Below are 16,658 nucleotides of genomic sequence, written 5' to 3'. Positions count from 1 at the left end.
CGCCGCGGCTTCTCCGTATCCCACTACGGCCTCTGGAATACTGGATCCCCGCTTCCGCGGGGATGACAGCGGTAATTGTCTCTCGTGCAGCGATGCCAACGAACTGAATTAAGGAGGATCCCATGAACATCCGCTCCAACCCGCAACAGACCGTCCCCGCCGTCACCACCGGCCCGCTGCCCTCTTCGCGCAAGATCTTCGCGTCGCCCGACGCGGCGCCCGACCTGCGCGTGCCCCTGCGCGAGATCATCCTGTCCGAAGGCGCCGGCGAGCCGAACCTGCCGGTGTACGACACCTCCGGCCCCTACACCGATCCGTCCGTGACCATCGACGTGAACGCGGGCCTTGCCCGCAACCGCAAGGCCTGGGTGCTGGAGCGCGGCGGCGTCGAGGAATATGAGGGTCGGCAGGTCAAGCCGGAGGACAACGGCAATCTCTCCACCGACAAGGCCGCGCGCGCGTTCAGCGCCTATCACAAGCCGCTGCGCGGCCTCGACGGCCACAAGATCACGCAACTCGAATTCGCCCGCGCCGGCATCATCACCAAGGAGATGATCTACGTCGCCGCGCGCGAAAATCTCGGCCGCAAGGAGCAGCTCGAGCGCGCGGAAGCAGCGCTTGCCGACGGCGAGAGCTTCGGCGCCGAGGTCCCCGCCTTCATCACGCCGGAGTTCGTGCGCTCAGAGATCGCGCGCGGCCGCGCCATCATCCCCTCCAACATCAACCATTCAGAGTTGGAGCCGATGATCATCGGCCGCAACTTCCTGACCAAGATCAACGCCAATATCGGCAACTCGGCGGTGACCTCGTCGGTCGAGGAAGAGGTCGAGAAGATGGTGTGGGCGATCCGCTGGGGCGCCGACACCGTGATGGACCTCTCGACCGGCCGCAACATCCACACCACCCGCGAATGGATCTTGCGCAACGCGCCGGTGCCGATCGGCACCGTTCCGATTTATCAGGCGCTGGAGAAGTGCAACGGCGATCCGGTCAAGCTGACCTGGGAGCTCTACAAGGACACGCTGATCGAGCAGTGCGAGCAGGGCGTCGACTATTTCACCATCCACGCCGGCGTGCGCCTGTCCTACATCCACCTCACCGCCAATCGCGTCACCGGCATCGTCAGCCGCGGCGGCTCGATCATGGCGAAGTGGTGCCTGGCGCATCACAAGGAGAGCTTCCTCTACACGCATTTCGACGAGATCTGCGACCTCATGCGCAAGTATGACGTCTCGTTCTCGCTCGGCGACGGCCTGCGTCCCGGCTCGATCGCCGACGCCAACGACCGCGCGCAGTTCGCGGAGCTGGAGACGCTCGGCGAGCTGACCAAGATCGCGTGGGACAAGGGCTGCCAGGTCATGATCGAAGGCCCCGGCCACGTGCCGATGCACAAGATCAAGATCAACATGGACAAGCAGCTCAAGGAGTGCGGCGAGGCGCCGTTCTACACCCTTGGACCGCTGACCACCGACATCGCGCCGGGCTACGACCACATCACCTCAGGGATTGGCGCTGCCATGATCGGCTGGTTCGGCTGCGCGATGCTCTGCTACGTCACGCCGAAGGAGCATCTCGGCCTGCCCGATCGTAACGACGTCAAGGTCGGCGTCATCACCTACAAGATCGCGGCGCACGCCTCCGATCTCGCCAAGGGCCACCCGGCCGCCCAGCTCCGCGACGACGCGCTCTCCCGCGCCCGTTTCGACTTCCGCTGGAGCGACCAGTTCAACCTCGGCCTCGACCCCGACACCGCGAAAAACTTCCACGACGAGACCCTGCCGAAGGAAGCCCACAAGGTCGCCCATTTCTGCTCGATGTGCGGCCCAAAATTCTGCTCGATGAAGATCACGCAGGACGTGCGGGATTATGCGGCGACGCTGAACGATCCGAACAGCATTGGCATGTCGATGAGCGGCACCGCCGAGGACGGCATGGCCAAGATGAGCGCGAAGTTCAAGGAGATGGGCTCAAGCGTGTATCTGGATGCGGAGAAGGTGAAGGAGAGCAACCGGGTGCTGTGAGGAGCCCTCCGCTCGCCGTGCCCGGGCTTAACCCGGGCATCCATCTAAAAGTCAAAGGCCGGGCAGACTGCCCGGCTTTTTTTTGCGAAGCGTCGCATCAAGCAAGCGTAGCCCGGATGAGCGAAGCGACATCCGGGACTGACAACTAACCCGCATGTCGCTGTCGCTCATGCGGGCTACGGCACCGAGCACGACGTCAGCTTCAGCTCAACGACGCCAGCTCCCGCGCGAGGTTGTCGCGCGCCCGCTGATCATAGATCGCAGCAAAGCCAGCATCGGGATAGATGACCGGCCGGGCGGCGAACTGACGCAGCACCTTGGCACGGCCGGCGCGATAGTCGCTGTCGCCGACGTGGATGAATTCCTGGCGGATCGCCGCCGCATAGGCGTCGTACCGAGCGGGCGCTGCGCCGAGGATGCTGAGGTCGATCGAGATCAGGATCGCGCCTAGGCGATCATCCGGCTGGACATCGTGCGTCCTGGTCAGGCGGATCAAGCGCCCCACTTCGTGGCTGGTATCGGCGCGAACGTGTTGCTCGGCCAGCTGCGCGCTGAGCTCCTCATTGTCCGACCGGGTCGGATCATAGATGACATCATGCCACCAGATGGCCTCCGTCAGGATCTCACGCTCGGCCGCCGAGATTCCTTCCAACCGCGCGAGCGCAGCGAGACAGTCCTCGATGTGCGAGAGGTTGTGATAGTGGCGGCCAGGCGCCGCATAGGCGGCGGCCAGTTTCTTCGCGGTTCATCGACAAGATATCATTCCTCGAACAACTGCTTGAACAGCGTCTTCGCCCGTTCGAGCCCCTCGGGGGTGAACTCCACCGACTTTACCTTGCCAACGGGGTCATGAATCATTCCCTTGTCGTGCAGGGGGCCGAGCACGCCCCAGTCGAAGCCCTTCCATGCCCGACAGTCATCGTGCAGGGTCAGATAGAGTAAGGCCAACGCTGCGTCGTCGATCTTGTCCCTGTTGATGGCCATCTCGAAACTCTCTAAAACGTTGTTGAGGACATCCTATTCGGCAATACGCAATCTGCAATGACGGTCTGCAATCCGCTATTTGCGGTTCGGTCGAACAGTGCATTGGTCCCGCAGCAAGCGTAGTCCGGATGAGCGACCTGTCCGCCGCAGCTCGGAGAGCGAAGGCGGAAGCGACATCTGGGATTGACAGCGGCCCCGCATGTCGCTGACGCTCATGCGAGCTACAAGTCTGCGGATAAATGATTTGCCCGCTCCCATCCTCCACCGCCTCCCCGACCAGCTCCGTCCCAACCTCCGCCTCGTCTTCGTCGGCACCGCCGCCTCGACGCGCTCGGCCGAGCTCGGGCACTACTACGCCCATCCCGGCAACCGCTTCTGGCGCGCGATCCATGAGGCCGGGATCACGCCGCGGCGATATCAGCCGAGCGAGTTTGCGGAGTTGATCGAACTCGGGATCGGCTTCACCGATCTCTCCAAATCGGGCGCCGGGATGGATCACCAGATCGAGGCCGCATCGATCGACGTGCCGGGGTTTAGGGCCAAGATGGAAAAGTATCGGCCGAGGACGATTGCGTTCACGAGCAAGAAGGCGGCGAGCTTGTTTTACGGCAGGCCGTCGAGCGGGATCTCGCTGGGGCGGCAGCCGCGCGACGGAAGCTTGCCGGAGATATTCGTGCTCCCCTCGCCGTCCGGTGCCGCGTCCGGGCACTGGACGCTGGAGCCGTGGCGCGAGTTGGCGGCGTGGATCGCTTCGTAGCGCGGGCAAAGGCGCTCTTGCGCCGTGCCAACCCTGCAAAAGCATGCACCCTAAAGATCGAAATTGGTCGGCAGCATCACGACGTCACGAATTGTCATGCCGCGCGGCCGCGTCAACATGAACATCACGACCTCAGCCACGTCGCTGGCCTCCAGCAGGCTTCCCGAGTCCCTCGCTTCCTTCAGCTTCTCGGGCGGCCAGTCCGCAAGCAGGGCGCTGACGACCGGGCCGGGCGAGATCGAGCCGACGCGAATGCCATGCTTGAAGACCTGGCGCCGCACCGTCTGGACAAAGCAGTTGATCGCCCATTTGGACGACGCGTAGACCGGCTCCCACGGCGTCGGAAAATGCGCCGCCAGCGAACTCGTGACGATGATGTCGCCGGTCCGGCGTTCGATCATGTGCGGCAGCACGTCGTGCACGTTTTTCATCACGACGTTGACATTCAGGTTCAGCATCCGGTCGATCGCCATGGTGTCGGCATCGACCAGGTCGCCGCCGACATACGTGCCTGCGTTTGCATGCAGGATGTCGAGTTGGCCGGCCTTCTCCAGAACGCGCGGCAGCAGCGTTGCGCAGTCTTTTGGATCGAGCAGGTCGACGACCAGCGGGATCACGGTGTCGCCGTGCTTGTTGCAGAGCGCGTTCAGCGCGGCGGCGTCGCGGTCGACCATCACCACGCGCGCGCCCGCGGCCAACATGGCCTCGGTACTCGCCAATCCGATGCCGGACGCGGCCCCGGTGACTGCAGCAACCTTGCCTTCCAATTCGTTTCCCATGGGGTCACCATCCTGCTGAGATTGGCAGTATAGCGATCCAGAGCGACCTGGCGAAGTGGATCGCTGCGTAGGTGGGTTAGCGGCAGCGCCCTCAAACTCAGCCGTCGTCCTGGCGAAAGCCAGGACCCATTACCCCAGGGAGCCGTTTGGCGAAGACTCGTCGTTCGGTACTAGCATCACCCGCAATCGATAGACCTCGCGGTATGGGTCCCGGCCCCCGTGCGCAATTGCGCACTAGGCCGGGACGACACCGGTGGATTGGAGGGCAGTTCGTAGCCCGGATGAGCGAAGCGATATCCGGGGTCGGCGGTTGACCCGCATGTCGCTTCGCTCATGCGGGCTACAGGCCTGCCCCACCGTACGAAGTTCACCCCGCATAAGCCTTGTCCAGATCCGCGATCACGATCTTCCGCATCCCCATCATCGCCTGCATGACGCGGCCCGCCTTCGTACGGTCGGGATCGCCAAGGTAGCGGCCGAGCGCTGATGGGATCACCTGCCAGGACAGGCCGAACTTGTCCTTGAGCCAGCCACAGCGGGATTCCTCGCCGCCGTCGGCGGTGAGCCGGCTCCAGAAGTAGTCGACCTCCTCTTGCGTCTCGACGTTGATGAAGAAGGACACCGCTTCGGTGAACTTGTATTGCGGCCCGCCGTTGAGCGCGTGGAAGCGCTGGCCTTCGAGCTCGAACACCGCCATGAAGTCGCTGACGGTCTCGATTTTGGCGTTGGGAAACACCGATTTGTAGAACGCAACGGCTTCCGGGACGTTGTTGTCGAACCAGAGGAACGGCGTGATCGAGGGCATGGGCGGGAGTCCTTTCGGCTCGGGTGGGACGTGGGTGCTCCAAGGACGCGGCCGGGAGGGGCGTTCCGACAATTGGGGCGGGATTTTTTTGGCAAGCCGTAGGATGGGTAGAGCTTGCGGCGTGGATTGCCGCGTAAGGTAGCAAGCGACGGCGCCCCACACTCAGGTGTCGTCCCGGCCTAGTGCGCAATTGCGCACGGGGGCCGGGACCCATACTCCCAGGAAGCGGTTTGGCGAAGACTCGTCGTTCGGTACTGCAACCACCCGCAACAGATGAATCGCGCGGTATGGGTCCCGGCCTTCGCCGGGACGACACTGTGGGCTAGGCAAGATGGTGCGACTAAATTGGAAGAGGGCAAGCTGTCGGAATCCGCACCGGCCGTTCGTCCTGGAGACGAAGCGCCACCACCCCGGAGACCCAGATGCCCCCCACCATCACCGCCTTCGAAAGCTCGCCCGACCGCGGCAGGGGACAGGCGCGCGACATGCGCGTCCGCTGGGCGCTGGAGGAGGTCGGCCAGCCCTACGACGTCCGCCTAGTGTCGTTCAAAGAGATGAAGCAACCGGCGCATCTTGTGCTGCATCCGTTCGGGCAGATCCCGACCTTCGAGGACGGCGATCTCGCCCTGTTTGAATCAGGCGCGATCGTGCTGCATCTCGCCGAGCGCCATGCCGGGCTGCTGCCGCTCGAGGCGAATGCCAGGGGCCGCGCGATTGCGTGGATGTTTGCCGCGCTGAACACGCTGGAGCCGCCGATCGTCGAGCTCGGAATGGCGATGCTGTTCGAGCGCGACAAGAGCTGGTACGAGGCGCGCCTGCCCATGTTGCAGGATCGCGTCCGTACCAGGCTCGGCGAATTGTCGGCTCGCCTCGGCGATGCCGACTGGCTCGATGGGGCGTTCAGCGCCGGCGATCTCATGATGGTGACGGTGCTGCGCCGGCTCAACACGTCCGGCCTGCTGGACGAGTACCCTGATATCGCCGCCTATGTCGCCCGCGGCGAGGCGCGGCCGGCATTCAGGCGTGCGTTCGAGGCGCAGTTGGCGGTGTTCACCGCCGCATCGCGTTCGTAGGGGCAAGGTTCGGAGCGGTGCCGCACACTCAGTCGTCGTCCCGGCGCAGGCCGGGACCCATACCCCCAGGGAGAGGTTTGGCGAAGACTCGTTGTTCGGTACTCCGCCCGCCCACAACACATTGATCACGCGGTATGGGTCCCGGCCTGCGCCGGGACGACAGCGTGGGTTTGACGAATTCCGCCGGCCCATTGCGTCCGCCACCACGCCCCTGCATTCTAGGCTCCGCCAACACGGAGGAGCCCGCCCATGCTGACGCTCTACTCCTACCCAAAGCTGTTCGGCGTCGCCGACAACAACGGCTACGGCCTCAAGGTCTACGCCTTCCTGAAGCTCGCTTGCGTGCCGTTCGTCCATGAGCACATCTTCGATGCCTCCGCCGCGCCGCGCGGGCAGCTGCCCTACATCGTCGACGACGGCGAGACCATCGGCGACAGCGAGACGATCATCGCGCATGCGATCGCGAAATATCGCCTGGGCATCGATGCCGCGCTGTCAGCGGAGCAGCGGAGGACCAATCATTTCGTCACCCGCATGCTGGACGATCTCTACTGGGTGATGTCCTATTCGCGCTGGAAGGACGAGCGCTACTACCCGGCCTTCCGCGATGCCTTCATCGCGCAGCACCCGCAGATCAATGCGGAAGGATTCGAGAAGGCGAAGGCGTACAATGCGCAGCGCTATCATTTCCAGGGCATCGGCCGCTACACGCCGGAGCAGGCCTATGCGCGAGGGCTCGCGGACCTCCAGGTGCTGGCCGAGATCGTGCCCGCCACCGGCTTCGTGCACGGCGAAGCCGCGACCAGCATCGATGCCGGCATCTACGGCTTCATCGCCAACATCTACTTCTTTCCGATCCCGACGCCGCTGAAGACCTTCGTCGATGCGCACGCCAATCTCGTCGCACATTGCGAGCGAATTCATGCGGCGGTGAGCGGATCGTAGAGCGTAGCCCGGATGAGCATCAGCGACATCCGGGGCCGGGAGTTGACCCGCATGTCGCTGACGCTCATGCGGGCTACGAGGTGCGGCGCACGCCCTACCGCATCGTGATCGCGAGCCCGCTCAGATCCGCATTCGCCATCAGGCCGGTCTGGTAGCCCGACAGCTCCAGCACCGCGCCCTTCTGGTTGGTGAGCACGATGGCGCGGGCGCCGCGGCCGACGGCAAGGCCGGCACCGGCGGCGCCGTAGACGCCGGCGACGTCGGAGGGACGGTTGATGTTGGAGACGCGGCCGCGCAGCACGGTCTTGGAGCCGCCGAAGACGAGGCCGTAGTCGAGCCCGCCGGTGGAGAGCCCGTAGGAGCGGCCGCGGAAGTTCAGCACGCCGGAGCCGCCGGAGCCGCCGATGATCCAGCCCGCCTTGTAGATCGTCAGCACCACGGTGCCGCCGTCGGCCAGCGCCGAGGTCGAGAGCCCGGCAAGGGCGGCGATGGCGACCAGCGCGGCGCGAAGGGTGGATGCGAGCTTCATGGGGCGTCTCCGGGGGCTATTTTTCAAGGAGGGATCGAATCAGACCGGACGAATCTATCCGATCGATCGCGGCGGCAACATGATGGAGCGGCCGTGAGGCGCAGCAGCGTATTCAGCTGTCATCGCCCGCGCAGGCGGGCGATCCAGTATTCCAGAGACGGCGGTGGCTGAACCGAGAAGCCGCGGCGTACTGGATGCCCCGGTCAAGCCGGGGCATGACGGCGGAGTTTGGTGTCGCAGGACGGGCAACTTCATGATGCCATCCTGCCCCTGTTTTGCCCGACGGATCAACCGATTATTTTTCTTTTTCCGAACTGAAAAGACTTCAATGAATTCTGCTCGATCTCTACTGTGCATGGGGTTGTTTTCGCGGTTTTCGTTTTGCCCCCTGCGCCAGCCCCCTGATGACGATTGCAAGTCCCCCGCATGGCGCTACGCTGATGCGCCCTGCACGACCCCCGAGGTGATCCCATGACGATCCAGCATTTCGCGCCCCCGCCGCATGTGAAGGCACCGCCGCTGTCCTTTGCGACGCGCGTGGGCGACCTCCTGTTCGTCTCCGGCATTCCCGGCTTCGACGGCAATGGCGCGCTGCCCGACGGCTTCGAGGCGCAGTTCGCCAACGTCGCCGTCAACATCAAGCGCGTGCTGGAGGAAGCCGGTGCAACCGTCCGCGATCTCGTCAAGGTCAACGTGCTCTTGACCCGCGCCTCCGACGTTGCCGCCATGAACGCGCTCTATGCCGGCGCGTTCGGTCCGCCGCCCTATCCGGCACGCACCACCTGCGTGGTGCATGCACTGCCCGATCCGAAGATGCTGATCGAGATCGAGGCGGTGGCGTCGCTTTCGAAGTGAGCAGTGTGACTTGCCGGGCACGCGGCCAAACCAAGTGCCCTGCATCGCCTGACATGTCCGTGAACGGCGGCTCCCCGGCTTGCAAAGGACCGGCTTTTACCGCACGAATTTTCGGGTCACACTTCCCCACAAGGAGATATTTCATGCGTCGCGTTCTCGCCCTCTGTGCCGTTGCCGGCATCGCTAGTTCCGTGTTCGCCATGCCCGCTTCGGCGGCAGTCGGCTATTACGTGATCCGCTGGGACAACACCGGCATCTGCCAGGTCTGGAACGAGGACCTGAAGTACAAGCCGTTCCAGTGGGGCGCTTCGACCTACAAGGTCGTCAGCAAGCCGCTGCCGACCTTCACGGCCGCCTCCGACCTCCAGATCAAGCTGCGCGCGGAGCGCCGCTGCACGCTCTGAGCCTGACGCGACAGACCGGATTTGAAGGGCGGATCGCGCGAGCGATCCGCCCTCTTCTTTTGGGCGGGCGACCCTCGTTTTCCGGCCAAAATCCCGCATTTCCAGCGCATGCGCTTTGAACCTGATCAGCAGGCGGAACTACTCACATTTTGTCCGGGGCGCGCTCCCCAAAAGCGTCCCGCACCACCCCTCCCGTGATTGTCGGGAGGCGCATCACATCTTTCATTTGAGGAGCTGATCATGCGTCGTATTTCCGTGCTGTGCGCTGCCGCCGGTCTTGCCGTCACTGCCTTCGTGGCCGCGAGCCCTGCCGAAGCCAGCTATCACCTGATCCGCTGGCAGGACACCGGCTTCTGCCAGATCTGGGACGAGAGCATCCCGACCGCGCCGTGGCCCTCCGACTACGCTCGCGTCAGCAGCACCGTGCCGACCTTCGTCGACGCACTGGCGCTGAAGGATCACGCGCTGAAGAACGGCCGCTGCGCCTGGTAGGATTCGATCGGCGGACGACAAGGGTCGGGCAAGGATGCGATGCTAGCATCCTTGCCCGTTCGCGTTTCTATCCAGCGTTTCTGCTCAGTCCCCGCGGGATCAATCGATGCGCACGCTCACCACGACGGCAGCCATCTTCACCGTATCGCTCGCACTCGTCTCCGCTGGCCGCGCGCAGGCGCCGCAATCCTTCCGCGTGATCTCGCCGATCTTCGGCCAGCTCGTCAGCTTCGCGATGCCGTCGAACTTCGTCGCGGTGTTCGAGAACACCAAAGGCGGCCACTACATCCGCGAAGCCGTGCCGAAGGGCGAGACGCCGGAACGCTGGACGCAGATGATCACCGTCACCGGCGAGAAGGGCATGACGCTGACGCCAGGCGCCTCGCCCGAGACGTTCGCAGGCTCCATCGCCGGCGGCTTCAAATCGGCCTGCCCGGACAGCTTTGCGGCACGGCCGCTCGGCGCCACGAATTTCGGCCGCTTCGAAGGTTTCGTCGCGGTGATCGGCTGCGGCCGCGTCGACAGCGGCCCGACCCGGCACAGCGAGACCGCGCTGCTGGTCACGCTGAAGGGCACGACGGACTACTACACCATCCAATGGGCCGAGCGCGGCCCCGAGAGCGACGAGCCGCCGGTCAACGACGAACGCTGGCAGGCGCGCTTGCGCGAGCTCAGCCCGATCGAGCTCTGCCCGATCGTATCGGGAGAAGCCGCGCCCTATCCGAGCTGCGTGAACAAGAGCTGAGGCTCTCACGCGTCCTTGTGCGCGCCGGGATGGATCAGGAGGTCGCGTGCGGCGGCGAGGTCGATGAAGGCTTCCGCGCTGCCGCCGCGGTCGGGATGCATGCCCTTGGCGGCGCGGCGATAGGCCTGGTTGATGTCCTCGCAGGTGAGCTGCACCGCAAGCGGCAGGCCGAGCACCTTGCGGGCGCGGTCCTCGCTCGAGAGTTTCTTCGGCATGGCGTTGCGGCGGCCGAAGCGCGGCGCGGTCAGACCATGCACGACATCGAGGACCACGCCGATGCGGCGCTGAGCCGCCAGCGTGACGCCGTGATCGTCATTGTCCACGGCCTGGCGCAGCACCGGAAGCGCCTGCTCGGCGGCCTGTCGCAGCGTGACATCGGGGCTCATCCGCGCGATCTCGGCCACCAGCCGGCCCGCCTCGGCCCAATCGGCCGGCTCCGCCGACCGCAGGCGCTCGAGCGCCAATTTCCAGGATTCAAGCCGTTCCATCATGCGCGCAACGTTTAGCAATGAAGATCAGTATGCCAAGGCCGCCGTTTCCGACCCCTTAATTTCGAGTTAGCCTTTCATGAAACTTAGAAACGAATCCGGGAGGAAAATGTCATGGCATTGCTTGCAAACCACATCGCCGTCGTCACGGGCGCCGGTTCCGGCATCGGCCGGGCGATCGCGGCCGGCTACGCGCGCGAAGGCGCGCAAGTGGTGCTGCTCGACGTCAACGCCGACACGGTCGCGGAAGCGGCGCAGGAAATCCGCAAGGCCGGCGGCAGGGCCGAGAGCTTCGCGCTCGACGTGACCAGGCGCGAGGACTGCTTTGCGCTGGCGAGGCAAGTCGCCGACAAGGTCGGGCAGGTCTCGATCCTCGTCAACAATGCCGGCATCACCCGTCGCAACGCCTTCACCGCGGAGACGGAGACGGTGGCGAAGGACTGGAACGACATCATCTCGCTCAACCTCAACGGCGTCTTCAACATGACGCAAGCCTTCCTCGCTCCGTTGCGCGCAGCCAAGGGCCGCATCGTCAATATCGGCTCGATCCAGTCCTTCGTGCATCTGCGCACGCCGAGCTCGGTGGCCTACACCACCTCGAAACACGGCGTGCTCGGCTTCACCAAGGCGCTTGCGGCCGAGCTCGGCAAGGAAGGCGTGCGCGTCAACGCGATCGGGCCCGGCTTCATCGAGACCAACATCAACGCCAATGTGCGTGCGACCAATCCGGCGCTGGTGCAGGCCTTCGTCGATCACACCCCGCTGGCGCGCACCGGCAAGCCCGACGACATCGTAGGGCCCGCGATCTTCCTCGCCTCGGACCTGTCGGCCTACGTCACGGGAACGATCGTGATGGTGGACGGCGGGTACCGGACGGTGTGAGGGGGGACGCTTTCACCACCCGCTCAGAATCATCGTCCTCCTCGTGCGCAATTGCGCACGAGGAGGGGCGTGAGAGCGTATGTGTGGCGCGAGATAAGCCCGCATCCGTGCGCATCCCGCGCCAATCGCGGCGGCTTCGCGGCAATCCCAAGGTCAATTGGTGCGATCGCCGGCGGTTAACCTTTCATTAACCAAACCCGACCACCGTGGATTTACGGCTTGGGGGTCGTTTGTTCTCGATCCGCTTCCAATGATGGAAGCGGGCGTTGGTCGGGAGGTGTATTGATGACCACAGTTCATGTCGCCGCGCCGCAGGGCGCAGAATTTCTTGCTCCAAACCAGATCGTTCCGCTGCTGATCGGTGCGACCGTCGACGAGGTCGAGCGCGAGCTCGTGCTCCAGACGCTCGCCCGCTGCGACGGCAATCGCACACGCGCCGCGCGCGTACTCGGCCTGTCGGTGCGCACGCTGCGCAACAAGATCAGGCTCTATGCCGCCTCCGGCATCGACGTGCCGGCCTATCAGGACTAGCGCGTGGCCGCACGAGGTCGATCAGTCGGCCTGCGACGCCCGGCGCGACGATGTGCTGCGAAAGCGGCGGCGCAGCTCCTGCTGCAGGTACGCGCCGGCGAGAAACGCGAGCGCGATGATCGCGACTGCGGCCGCGACCAGCTCGATCGCGCGGAGAACGAAGGCCGTCATGACGGCCCATGCCCCCTGCGGCTCTTCGGCGAAAGCGACCGGCACGACATCGGGCACGAACACGTGGGCAAGGCCGAGCGCAATGCCAAAAGCGACTGCTGACAAGCAGAACATTTTCCACGCTTCGCGCATCGGTCGCTCCTCGTGAGGTTGTAGCCGCGCGCCCTCCAATGACACGCCGTCGCGTGCCGCCGGTTGATGTTGATCAAGCGTGGTGCGATGCGCGGACGGAATTGCCGCTGTCGTCAAACGACGCTAAGTAGCTTGCTTCCGGTCAAGGGAGCAGTGGCGTGGCAGACGAACAGAAACGGCAGGGACCTCAGGGTCCGCGCGGGCGGCAGGGCGAGCCGGGACGGCCGGGACCGCAGGGTCATCCGGGCCGGCGCGGCCCGGACGGCGCGCGCGGCAAGCCAGGACCGCAAGGCAAGCCGGGGCCGATCGGAAAGGCTGGGCCACTGGGCAAGGCCGGGCCGCAAGGCAAGCTGGGCGAGGCCGGTCCGCGTGGCGCGGCCGGAGCGCAGGGACCTGTCGGACCGCAAGGGCCGGCAGGGCCGCAAGGCCCGCGCGGCGAGGCCGGCCCATCTGGCCAACTGCCGTCGATCGAACAGGTGTTGCCCTGGCTCGAACAGCTCTTCGACGCCTGGGACGAGCGCCGCCGCCAGCGCGAGCGCGAAGCCGCCGAGCGCGAGGCGCTGGAGGCCGCCGTGCAGGAAACCGACGAGCCGATCGCCGATGACGAGAGCGACGACGGCGAAGGCGACGACCACAAGAAAAAGAAGAAAAAGAAGAAGCACGGCCACAGGGATTAGCCACGCGCTCTTGCCCCGGATCAAGAAGCCCTTGAGGAATCATCCTTGTGTGGCAGCATGCCCATGCGCTCGAACTGCCAGCGCATGGCGCGATACCAGAGATAGCCGACTGCCGCGCCGCACATCGCCAGGATGGCGGCGTTCGCGCTCGAGAACGAGCCGCTCCACCACATCATCCACGCGGTCCACAGCAGCGTGAAGATGATGGCACCTGCTTTGAGGGGAAGAAGGGGGCGGCTCATGATCGTACTCCGGGTTGGCAAAACCCCGGCAGACATCATTGCAAGTCGCAGCGCTCCATACCGTGAGCCAGATCACGGAACGGGTCTGCGGATCCGCTAGCCAAAGCGCAACCGCGAGCGCTCCTTGGCCTTTTCCGCCTCGATCTCGCGGTCGCGCGCCGGCGCATGGGTGTGCAGCGAGGTGAGGAGCCTTCGCGCTGCCTCCGAGACCTCGGACACTGCCCGCTCGAACGCCTCCTCGTTGGCCTGCGACGGCTTGTTGAAGCCGGACAGCTTGCGCACGAACTGCAATGCCGAGGCATGGATCTCGTCCTCCGTCGCCGGCGGCTCGAAGTTGAACAGCGTCTTGATGTTGCGGCACATGCAGTCTCTCCCGATGGTTTCCTCGAGGACGATCGGCGGAACCAAAATCCTACATTGTTCCGGAGAGTTTTGCTAAGATCCCGCGCAACGCGGCCGCCGGATATGAGCCGCATGGAGAGAGAAATATGAAGGCTTCTTGCGCGGCGCTGTCGGCCATCCTGCTGTCCATCTCAGCGTCGGCCATGGCCGCCGACTATCCTGCGCCAAAACAGGGCGACTGGATCGCCAGGGATTTCAAGTTCCACACTGGCGAGGTCATGCCGGAGCTGCGGCTGCATTACACCACCGTCGGAGAGCCGAGCGGGCAACCGGTGCTGGTGCTGCATGGCACGGGCGGCTCGGGCGCAAGCATGCTGACGCCAAGCTTTGCCGGCGAGCTGTTCGGCGCGGGCCAGCCGCTCGACGCGGCCAAATACTACATCATCATTCCCGACGGCATCGGCCACGGCAAATCGTCAAAGCCGTCCGACGGCATGAAGACGGGCTTTCCGAAATACGACTACGACGACATGGTCGAGGCGCAGTACCGCCTGGTGACGGAAGGACTCGGCGTAAAGCATCTGCGGCTCGTCATCGGCAATTCGATGGGCGGCATGCACACCTGGCTGTGGGGCGAGAAATATCCGAAGGCGATGGACGCACTGATCCCGATGGCCTCGCAACCGACCGAGATGGCGTCGCGCAACTGGATGCTGCGGCGGATCATGCTCGACACCATCCGCGACGATCCCGACTACAATGGCGGCAACTACGCCAGCCAGCCGCGCATGATGAAATACGCCGTCACCGCCTACGGCATCGCGAGCATCGGCGGAACGCTGGCCTATCAATCGCAGGCGCCGACAGCGGCCAAGGCCGACAAGATCGTCGACGAGCGGCTCGCGACGCCGATCACGGTCGATGCCAACGACTTCGTCTATCAGTGGGAGTCCTCGCACGACTACAATGCCGGGGAGAAGCTGGAGCAGATCGAAGCCTCGTTGCTGCTGATCAACTCCGCCGACGACGAGCGCAACCCGCCGGAGACCGGCATTACGGACGCGGCGATGAAGAGGATCAAGAGCGGCCGCCTGTATCTGATCCCCGCCAGCACCGAGACGCGCGGTCACGGCACCACCGGCAATGCAAAATTCTACAGCGAACAGGTCAGGCAATTGCTGCAAACCGCGCCGCAGCGGACGATGTAAAACCGGCGACTGAAAATCCTCATATCGCAATGCATCATATGCGGCGCCTCTCGCGCCGCATATTATTTGAGCATGCAATACGCTGGCAGCTCGGGCTTAATCGCGTCAACGATACGAATCGACGCGCGGGGCAATCGCGCGCCACTGGCACGACACGCGATGAGGAGGATCGCATGCGCAGGCTCGCACTGTGCGTTTGGCTGGCTGCGATGACGGCGCTGACGAGCGCGGCGTTTGCGTTCGACAACGGGCAATATGACCACGTCCCGCCCGACATCCGCGCCTGGTTCAAGAGCGTGATCGCGCCGAACGGCGTGCCCTGCTGCGACATCTCCGACGGCCATCGCACCGACTACGACGTGCGCAACGGCGCCTATTGGGTACCGATCGAGGGACAGTGGATGGCCGTGCCTGAGCGCGCCATCATCCGCGACCGCGGCAATCCGGTCGGCCAGGCCGTGGTGTGGTACGTCCACCATCGCGGCACCATCATCATCAGCTGCTTCGTGCCGGCCGATGCAGTCTAGCGGATCGTGATGAATTTCGTTGGCCGGGCGCGGCCCCATCGGGTAGTTTGCCGCCGAGCTCATACGGAGGCACACCGTGACCGATCTTTGCGCCGAAGACCTCGCCACCATCTATGCCAAGCCGAGCCCACGCGTGATCGCGAAGGCACGTCCTGCGATCGATGCGCATGCCAAGAAATTCATCGAGATGTCGCCGTTCTGCGTGCTCGCGACCTCTGGGAGCGACGGCAGCGTCGACGCCTCGCCGCGCGGTGGCGGCATCGGCTTCGTCCACGTCGCCGGCCCCAACCAGTTGCTGATGCCCGACCGCTCCGGCAACAACCGGATCGACAGTTTTCGCAACGTCGTCGAAGGCTCGGGCTTCGTGCATCTGCTGTTCTTCGTCCCCGGCATCGACGAGACGCTGCGCATCGGCGGGCGCGGCACGCTGTCGGCCGATCCGGATCTGCTCGCCTCGATGGTGGAATTCGGCAAGCCACCGCGCGCGGTGCTGAACGTTGCGGTCAGCGAAGTCTATTTCCACTGCGGCAAGGCGCTGATGCGCTCGAAGCTGTGGTCGCCGGAGAAGGTGCAGCGCTCGGTGATGCCGAGCATCGTCGAAGTCATTCACGACCAGACGGGCCTGGGCGAACCGGAAAGTCAGGCGATCGTGGAAGAGCGCTATAAGCAGCAGCTGTAGCTGGCTCATCTAGCTCGGTGTCGTCCCGGCGAAGGCCGGGACCCATAACCACAAAAGGTGGTTTGACGAAGACTAGTCGTTACCAGTTGCGCGCCACAACTTCTCCCTGGGGTAATGGGTCCCCTGAGTTCACAAACGAAGTGCAACACTTCCAACTGGAGGTGTTGCCATGGGGCGGACTTACAAACAGCTCTCCCTTGACGATCGATGCGAGATTGCCCGCCTTTCGGCCAATGGCAACTCGGTCGGGCAAATCGCGGCAGCTTTGGATCGCCCGCCATCAACGATCTCTCGGGAGCTGAGGCGGAACCGTGGCAGGCAGGTCGGCTACAAGCCAAGCTATGCTCAGCAGCAGACCCGGGCGCGGCGCTGGAAGGGTTCTCGCCTCGA

At 64.5% G+C, this 16,658-nt stretch carries 24 protein-coding genes; 15 read left to right on the top strand and 9 right to left on the bottom strand.

All coding sequences use genetic code 11. The features are described 5' to 3' along the window. The first annotated feature begins 122 nt into the window (after positions 1–122). Positions 123–2,021: a phosphomethylpyrimidine synthase ThiC gene (thiC, locus tag A3M7_RS0134090; protein ID WP_027547926.1), complete on the top strand. Its 1,899-nt coding sequence runs from the start codon at positions 123–125 to the stop codon at positions 2,019–2,021. Positions 2,022–2,223: 202 nt separating this feature from the next. On the opposite strand, the gene A3M7_RS0134085 is transcribed toward thiC, so the two are convergent. Together A3M7_RS0134085 and A3M7_RS0134080 are read right to left on the bottom strand one after the other, a co-directional pair. Beyond that, the gene (locus A3M7_RS0134085) at positions 2,224–2,754 is read right to left on the bottom strand and encodes a phosphohydrolase (RefSeq protein WP_027547925.1); all 531 of its coding nucleotides are present in this window, start codon (positions 2,752–2,754) and stop codon (positions 2,224–2,226) included. A 26-nt stretch (positions 2,755–2,780) separates the two neighbouring features. After that, the gene (locus A3M7_RS0134080; protein WP_027547924.1) at positions 2,781–3,005 is read right to left on the bottom strand and encodes a DUF6429 family protein; all 225 of its coding nucleotides are present in this window, start codon (positions 3,003–3,005) and stop codon (positions 2,781–2,783) included. Positions 3,006–3,249: 244 nt separating this feature from the next. Here A3M7_RS0134080 and A3M7_RS0134075 point away from each other — a divergent pair, with 244 nt between their 5' ends. Beyond that, complete coding sequence (locus tag A3M7_RS0134075; RefSeq protein WP_027547923.1) at positions 3,250–3,762, top strand: uracil-DNA glycosylase family protein; 513 nt, start codon at positions 3,250–3,252, stop codon at positions 3,760–3,762. Between the two features lie 50 nt (positions 3,763–3,812). On the opposite strand, the gene A3M7_RS0134070 is transcribed toward A3M7_RS0134075, so the two are convergent. Both A3M7_RS0134070 and A3M7_RS0134065 read right to left on the bottom strand, forming a co-directional pair. Next, entirely contained in the window at positions 3,813–4,541 is a 729-nt protein-coding gene (locus A3M7_RS0134070; protein WP_027547922.1) for an SDR family oxidoreductase, read from the bottom strand. Positions 4,542–4,908: 367 nt separating this feature from the next. After that, on the bottom strand, positions 4,909–5,346 hold the full coding sequence (locus tag A3M7_RS0134065) for a VOC family protein (RefSeq protein WP_027547921.1): 438 nt from the start codon (positions 5,344–5,346) through the stop codon (positions 4,909–4,911). Positions 5,347–5,768: 422 nt separating this feature from the next. On the opposite strand from A3M7_RS0134065, the gene A3M7_RS0134060 reads away from it, so the two are divergent. Together A3M7_RS0134060 and A3M7_RS0134055 are read left to right on the top strand one after the other, a co-directional pair. Then, complete coding sequence (locus A3M7_RS0134060; RefSeq protein ID WP_027547920.1) at positions 5,769–6,419, top strand: glutathione S-transferase family protein; 651 nt, start codon at positions 5,769–5,771, stop codon at positions 6,417–6,419. A gap of 249 nt (positions 6,420–6,668) precedes the next feature. Continuing rightward, entirely contained in the window at positions 6,669–7,364 is a 696-nt protein-coding gene (locus tag A3M7_RS0134055) for a glutathione S-transferase family protein (protein ID WP_027547919.1), read from the top strand. Between the two features lie 94 nt (positions 7,365–7,458). Here the strand turns inward: A3M7_RS0134055 and A3M7_RS0134050 are convergent, their stop codons facing one another. Continuing rightward, on the bottom strand, positions 7,459–7,893 hold the full coding sequence (locus A3M7_RS0134050) for a hypothetical protein (protein ID WP_027547918.1): 435 nt from the start codon (positions 7,891–7,893) through the stop codon (positions 7,459–7,461). Positions 7,894–8,364: 471 nt separating this feature from the next. Between A3M7_RS0134050 and A3M7_RS0134040 the strand changes: the two genes are divergently transcribed. From A3M7_RS0134040 to A3M7_RS0134025, 4 genes are all read left to right on the top strand, one after another. Next, entirely contained in the window at positions 8,365–8,748 is a 384-nt protein-coding gene (locus A3M7_RS0134040; RefSeq protein WP_027547917.1) for a RidA family protein, read from the top strand. A gap of 143 nt (positions 8,749–8,891) precedes the next feature. Next, positions 8,892–9,152: a hypothetical protein gene (locus A3M7_RS50020; protein WP_027547916.1), complete on the top strand. Its 261-nt coding sequence runs from the start codon at positions 8,892–8,894 to the stop codon at positions 9,150–9,152. Between the two features lie 240 nt (positions 9,153–9,392). Continuing rightward, entirely contained in the window at positions 9,393–9,644 is a 252-nt protein-coding gene (locus A3M7_RS0134030) for a hypothetical protein (RefSeq protein ID WP_027547915.1), read from the top strand. A 106-nt stretch (positions 9,645–9,750) separates the two neighbouring features. Further along, positions 9,751–10,389: a hypothetical protein gene (locus A3M7_RS0134025; protein WP_027547914.1), complete on the top strand. Its 639-nt coding sequence runs from the start codon at positions 9,751–9,753 to the stop codon at positions 10,387–10,389. A 5-nt stretch (positions 10,390–10,394) separates the two neighbouring features. Here A3M7_RS0134025 and A3M7_RS0134020 read toward each other — a convergent pair whose 3' ends face one another. Continuing rightward, complete coding sequence (locus A3M7_RS0134020) at positions 10,395–10,880, bottom strand: molecular chaperone DnaJ (RefSeq protein ID WP_027547913.1); 486 nt, start codon at positions 10,878–10,880, stop codon at positions 10,395–10,397. Between the two features lie 111 nt (positions 10,881–10,991). Here A3M7_RS0134020 and A3M7_RS0134015 point away from each other — a divergent pair, with 111 nt between their 5' ends. Both A3M7_RS0134015 and A3M7_RS0134010 read left to right on the top strand, forming a co-directional pair. Continuing rightward, positions 10,992–11,759 (top strand): SDR family NAD(P)-dependent oxidoreductase, encoded by a 768-nt coding sequence (locus A3M7_RS0134015; RefSeq protein WP_027547912.1) that lies wholly within the window; start codon positions 10,992–10,994, stop codon positions 11,757–11,759. A gap of 285 nt (positions 11,760–12,044) precedes the next feature. Further along, complete coding sequence (locus A3M7_RS0134010) at positions 12,045–12,290, top strand: helix-turn-helix domain-containing protein (RefSeq protein WP_027547911.1); 246 nt, start codon at positions 12,045–12,047, stop codon at positions 12,288–12,290. 21 nt (positions 12,291–12,311) lie between these two features. Here the strand turns inward: A3M7_RS0134010 and A3M7_RS0134005 are convergent, their stop codons facing one another. Beyond that, positions 12,312–12,593, bottom strand: a complete 282-nt coding sequence (locus tag A3M7_RS0134005) for a hypothetical protein (RefSeq protein ID WP_049823865.1) — start codon at positions 12,591–12,593, stop codon at positions 12,312–12,314. Between the two features lie 158 nt (positions 12,594–12,751). Between A3M7_RS0134005 and A3M7_RS45400 the strand changes: the two genes are divergently transcribed. Further along, on the top strand, positions 12,752–13,270 hold the full coding sequence (locus A3M7_RS45400; protein WP_049823864.1) for a collagen-like protein: 519 nt from the start codon (positions 12,752–12,754) through the stop codon (positions 13,268–13,270). Positions 13,271–13,290: 20 nt separating this feature from the next. Here A3M7_RS45400 and A3M7_RS0133995 read toward each other — a convergent pair whose 3' ends face one another. Then, on the bottom strand, positions 13,291–13,512 hold the full coding sequence (locus tag A3M7_RS0133995) for a hypothetical protein (RefSeq protein WP_027547909.1): 222 nt from the start codon (positions 13,510–13,512) through the stop codon (positions 13,291–13,293). 96 nt (positions 13,513–13,608) lie between these two features. Next, on the bottom strand, positions 13,609–13,875 hold the full coding sequence (locus A3M7_RS0133990) for a DUF2277 domain-containing protein (protein ID WP_027547908.1): 267 nt from the start codon (positions 13,873–13,875) through the stop codon (positions 13,609–13,611). A 125-nt stretch (positions 13,876–14,000) separates the two neighbouring features. Here A3M7_RS0133990 and A3M7_RS0133985 point away from each other — a divergent pair, with 125 nt between their 5' ends. The 4 genes from A3M7_RS0133985 to A3M7_RS50820 all read left to right on the top strand — a co-directional run. Further along, complete coding sequence (locus tag A3M7_RS0133985; protein WP_027547907.1) at positions 14,001–15,062, top strand: alpha/beta fold hydrolase; 1,062 nt, start codon at positions 14,001–14,003, stop codon at positions 15,060–15,062. 173 nt (positions 15,063–15,235) lie between these two features. Then, positions 15,236–15,589, top strand: a complete 354-nt coding sequence (locus A3M7_RS0133980; protein ID WP_027547906.1) for a hypothetical protein — start codon at positions 15,236–15,238, stop codon at positions 15,587–15,589. A gap of 76 nt (positions 15,590–15,665) precedes the next feature. Continuing rightward, a complete protein-coding gene (locus tag A3M7_RS0133975) occupies positions 15,666–16,268 on the top strand; it encodes a pyridoxamine 5'-phosphate oxidase family protein (protein ID WP_027547905.1) in 603 nt (200 codons plus the stop codon). Between the two features lie 169 nt (positions 16,269–16,437). Beyond that, positions 16,438–16,658: helix-turn-helix domain-containing protein (locus A3M7_RS50820; RefSeq protein ID WP_371090232.1), on the top strand; the 221-nt coding region annotated here is incomplete at its 3' end.

It is taken from the genome of Bradyrhizobium sp. WSM2254, from assembly GCF_000472645.1.
GTDB classification, from domain to species: domain Bacteria; phylum Pseudomonadota; class Alphaproteobacteria; order Rhizobiales; family Xanthobacteraceae; genus Bradyrhizobium; species Bradyrhizobium niftali.
This window is presented reverse-complemented; position numbering and strand designations above follow the sequence as displayed.

What these genes read in the sequence shown, in the direction of transcription:
- thiC (WP_027547926.1), top strand. Translation starts at nt 123, where the DNA reads ATGAACATCCGCTCCAACCCGCAACAGACCGTCCCCGCCGTCACCACC.
- A3M7_RS0134080 (WP_027547924.1), bottom strand. Translation starts at nt 3,005, where the DNA reads ATGGCCATCAACAGGGACAAGATCGACGACGCAGCGTTGGCCTTACTC.
- A3M7_RS0134070 (WP_027547922.1), bottom strand. Translation starts at nt 4,541, where the DNA reads ATGGGAAACGAATTGGAAGGCAAGGTTGCTGCAGTCACCGGGGCCGCG.
- A3M7_RS0134065 (WP_027547921.1), bottom strand. Translation starts at nt 5,346, where the DNA reads ATGCCCTCGATCACGCCGTTCCTCTGGTTCGACAACAACGTCCCGGAA.
- A3M7_RS0134060 (WP_027547920.1), top strand. Translation starts at nt 5,769, where the DNA reads ATGCCCCCCACCATCACCGCCTTCGAAAGCTCGCCCGACCGCGGCAGG.
- A3M7_RS0134055 (WP_027547919.1), top strand. Translation starts at nt 6,669, where the DNA reads ATGCTGACGCTCTACTCCTACCCAAAGCTGTTCGGCGTCGCCGACAAC.
- A3M7_RS0134050 (WP_027547918.1), bottom strand. Translation starts at nt 7,893, where the DNA reads ATGAAGCTCGCATCCACCCTTCGCGCCGCGCTGGTCGCCATCGCCGCC.
- A3M7_RS0134040 (WP_027547917.1), top strand. Translation starts at nt 8,365, where the DNA reads ATGACGATCCAGCATTTCGCGCCCCCGCCGCATGTGAAGGCACCGCCG.
- A3M7_RS50020 (WP_027547916.1), top strand. Translation starts at nt 8,892, where the DNA reads ATGCGTCGCGTTCTCGCCCTCTGTGCCGTTGCCGGCATCGCTAGTTCC.
- A3M7_RS0134030 (WP_027547915.1), top strand. Translation starts at nt 9,393, where the DNA reads ATGCGTCGTATTTCCGTGCTGTGCGCTGCCGCCGGTCTTGCCGTCACT.
- A3M7_RS0134025 (WP_027547914.1), top strand. Translation starts at nt 9,751, where the DNA reads ATGCGCACGCTCACCACGACGGCAGCCATCTTCACCGTATCGCTCGCA.
- A3M7_RS0134020 (WP_027547913.1), bottom strand. Translation starts at nt 10,880, where the DNA reads ATGATGGAACGGCTTGAATCCTGGAAATTGGCGCTCGAGCGCCTGCGG.
- A3M7_RS0134015 (WP_027547912.1), top strand. Translation starts at nt 10,992, where the DNA reads ATGGCATTGCTTGCAAACCACATCGCCGTCGTCACGGGCGCCGGTTCC.
- A3M7_RS0134010 (WP_027547911.1), top strand. Translation starts at nt 12,045, where the DNA reads ATGACCACAGTTCATGTCGCCGCGCCGCAGGGCGCAGAATTTCTTGCT.
- A3M7_RS0134005 (WP_049823865.1), bottom strand. Translation starts at nt 12,593, where the DNA reads ATGCGCGAAGCGTGGAAAATGTTCTGCTTGTCAGCAGTCGCTTTTGGC.
- A3M7_RS0133995 (WP_027547909.1), bottom strand. Translation starts at nt 13,512, where the DNA reads ATGAGCCGCCCCCTTCTTCCCCTCAAAGCAGGTGCCATCATCTTCACG.
- A3M7_RS0133990 (WP_027547908.1), bottom strand. Translation starts at nt 13,875, where the DNA reads ATGTGCCGCAACATCAAGACGCTGTTCAACTTCGAGCCGCCGGCGACG.
- A3M7_RS0133985 (WP_027547907.1), top strand. Translation starts at nt 14,001, where the DNA reads ATGAAGGCTTCTTGCGCGGCGCTGTCGGCCATCCTGCTGTCCATCTCA.
- A3M7_RS0133980 (WP_027547906.1), top strand. Translation starts at nt 15,236, where the DNA reads ATGCGCAGGCTCGCACTGTGCGTTTGGCTGGCTGCGATGACGGCGCTG.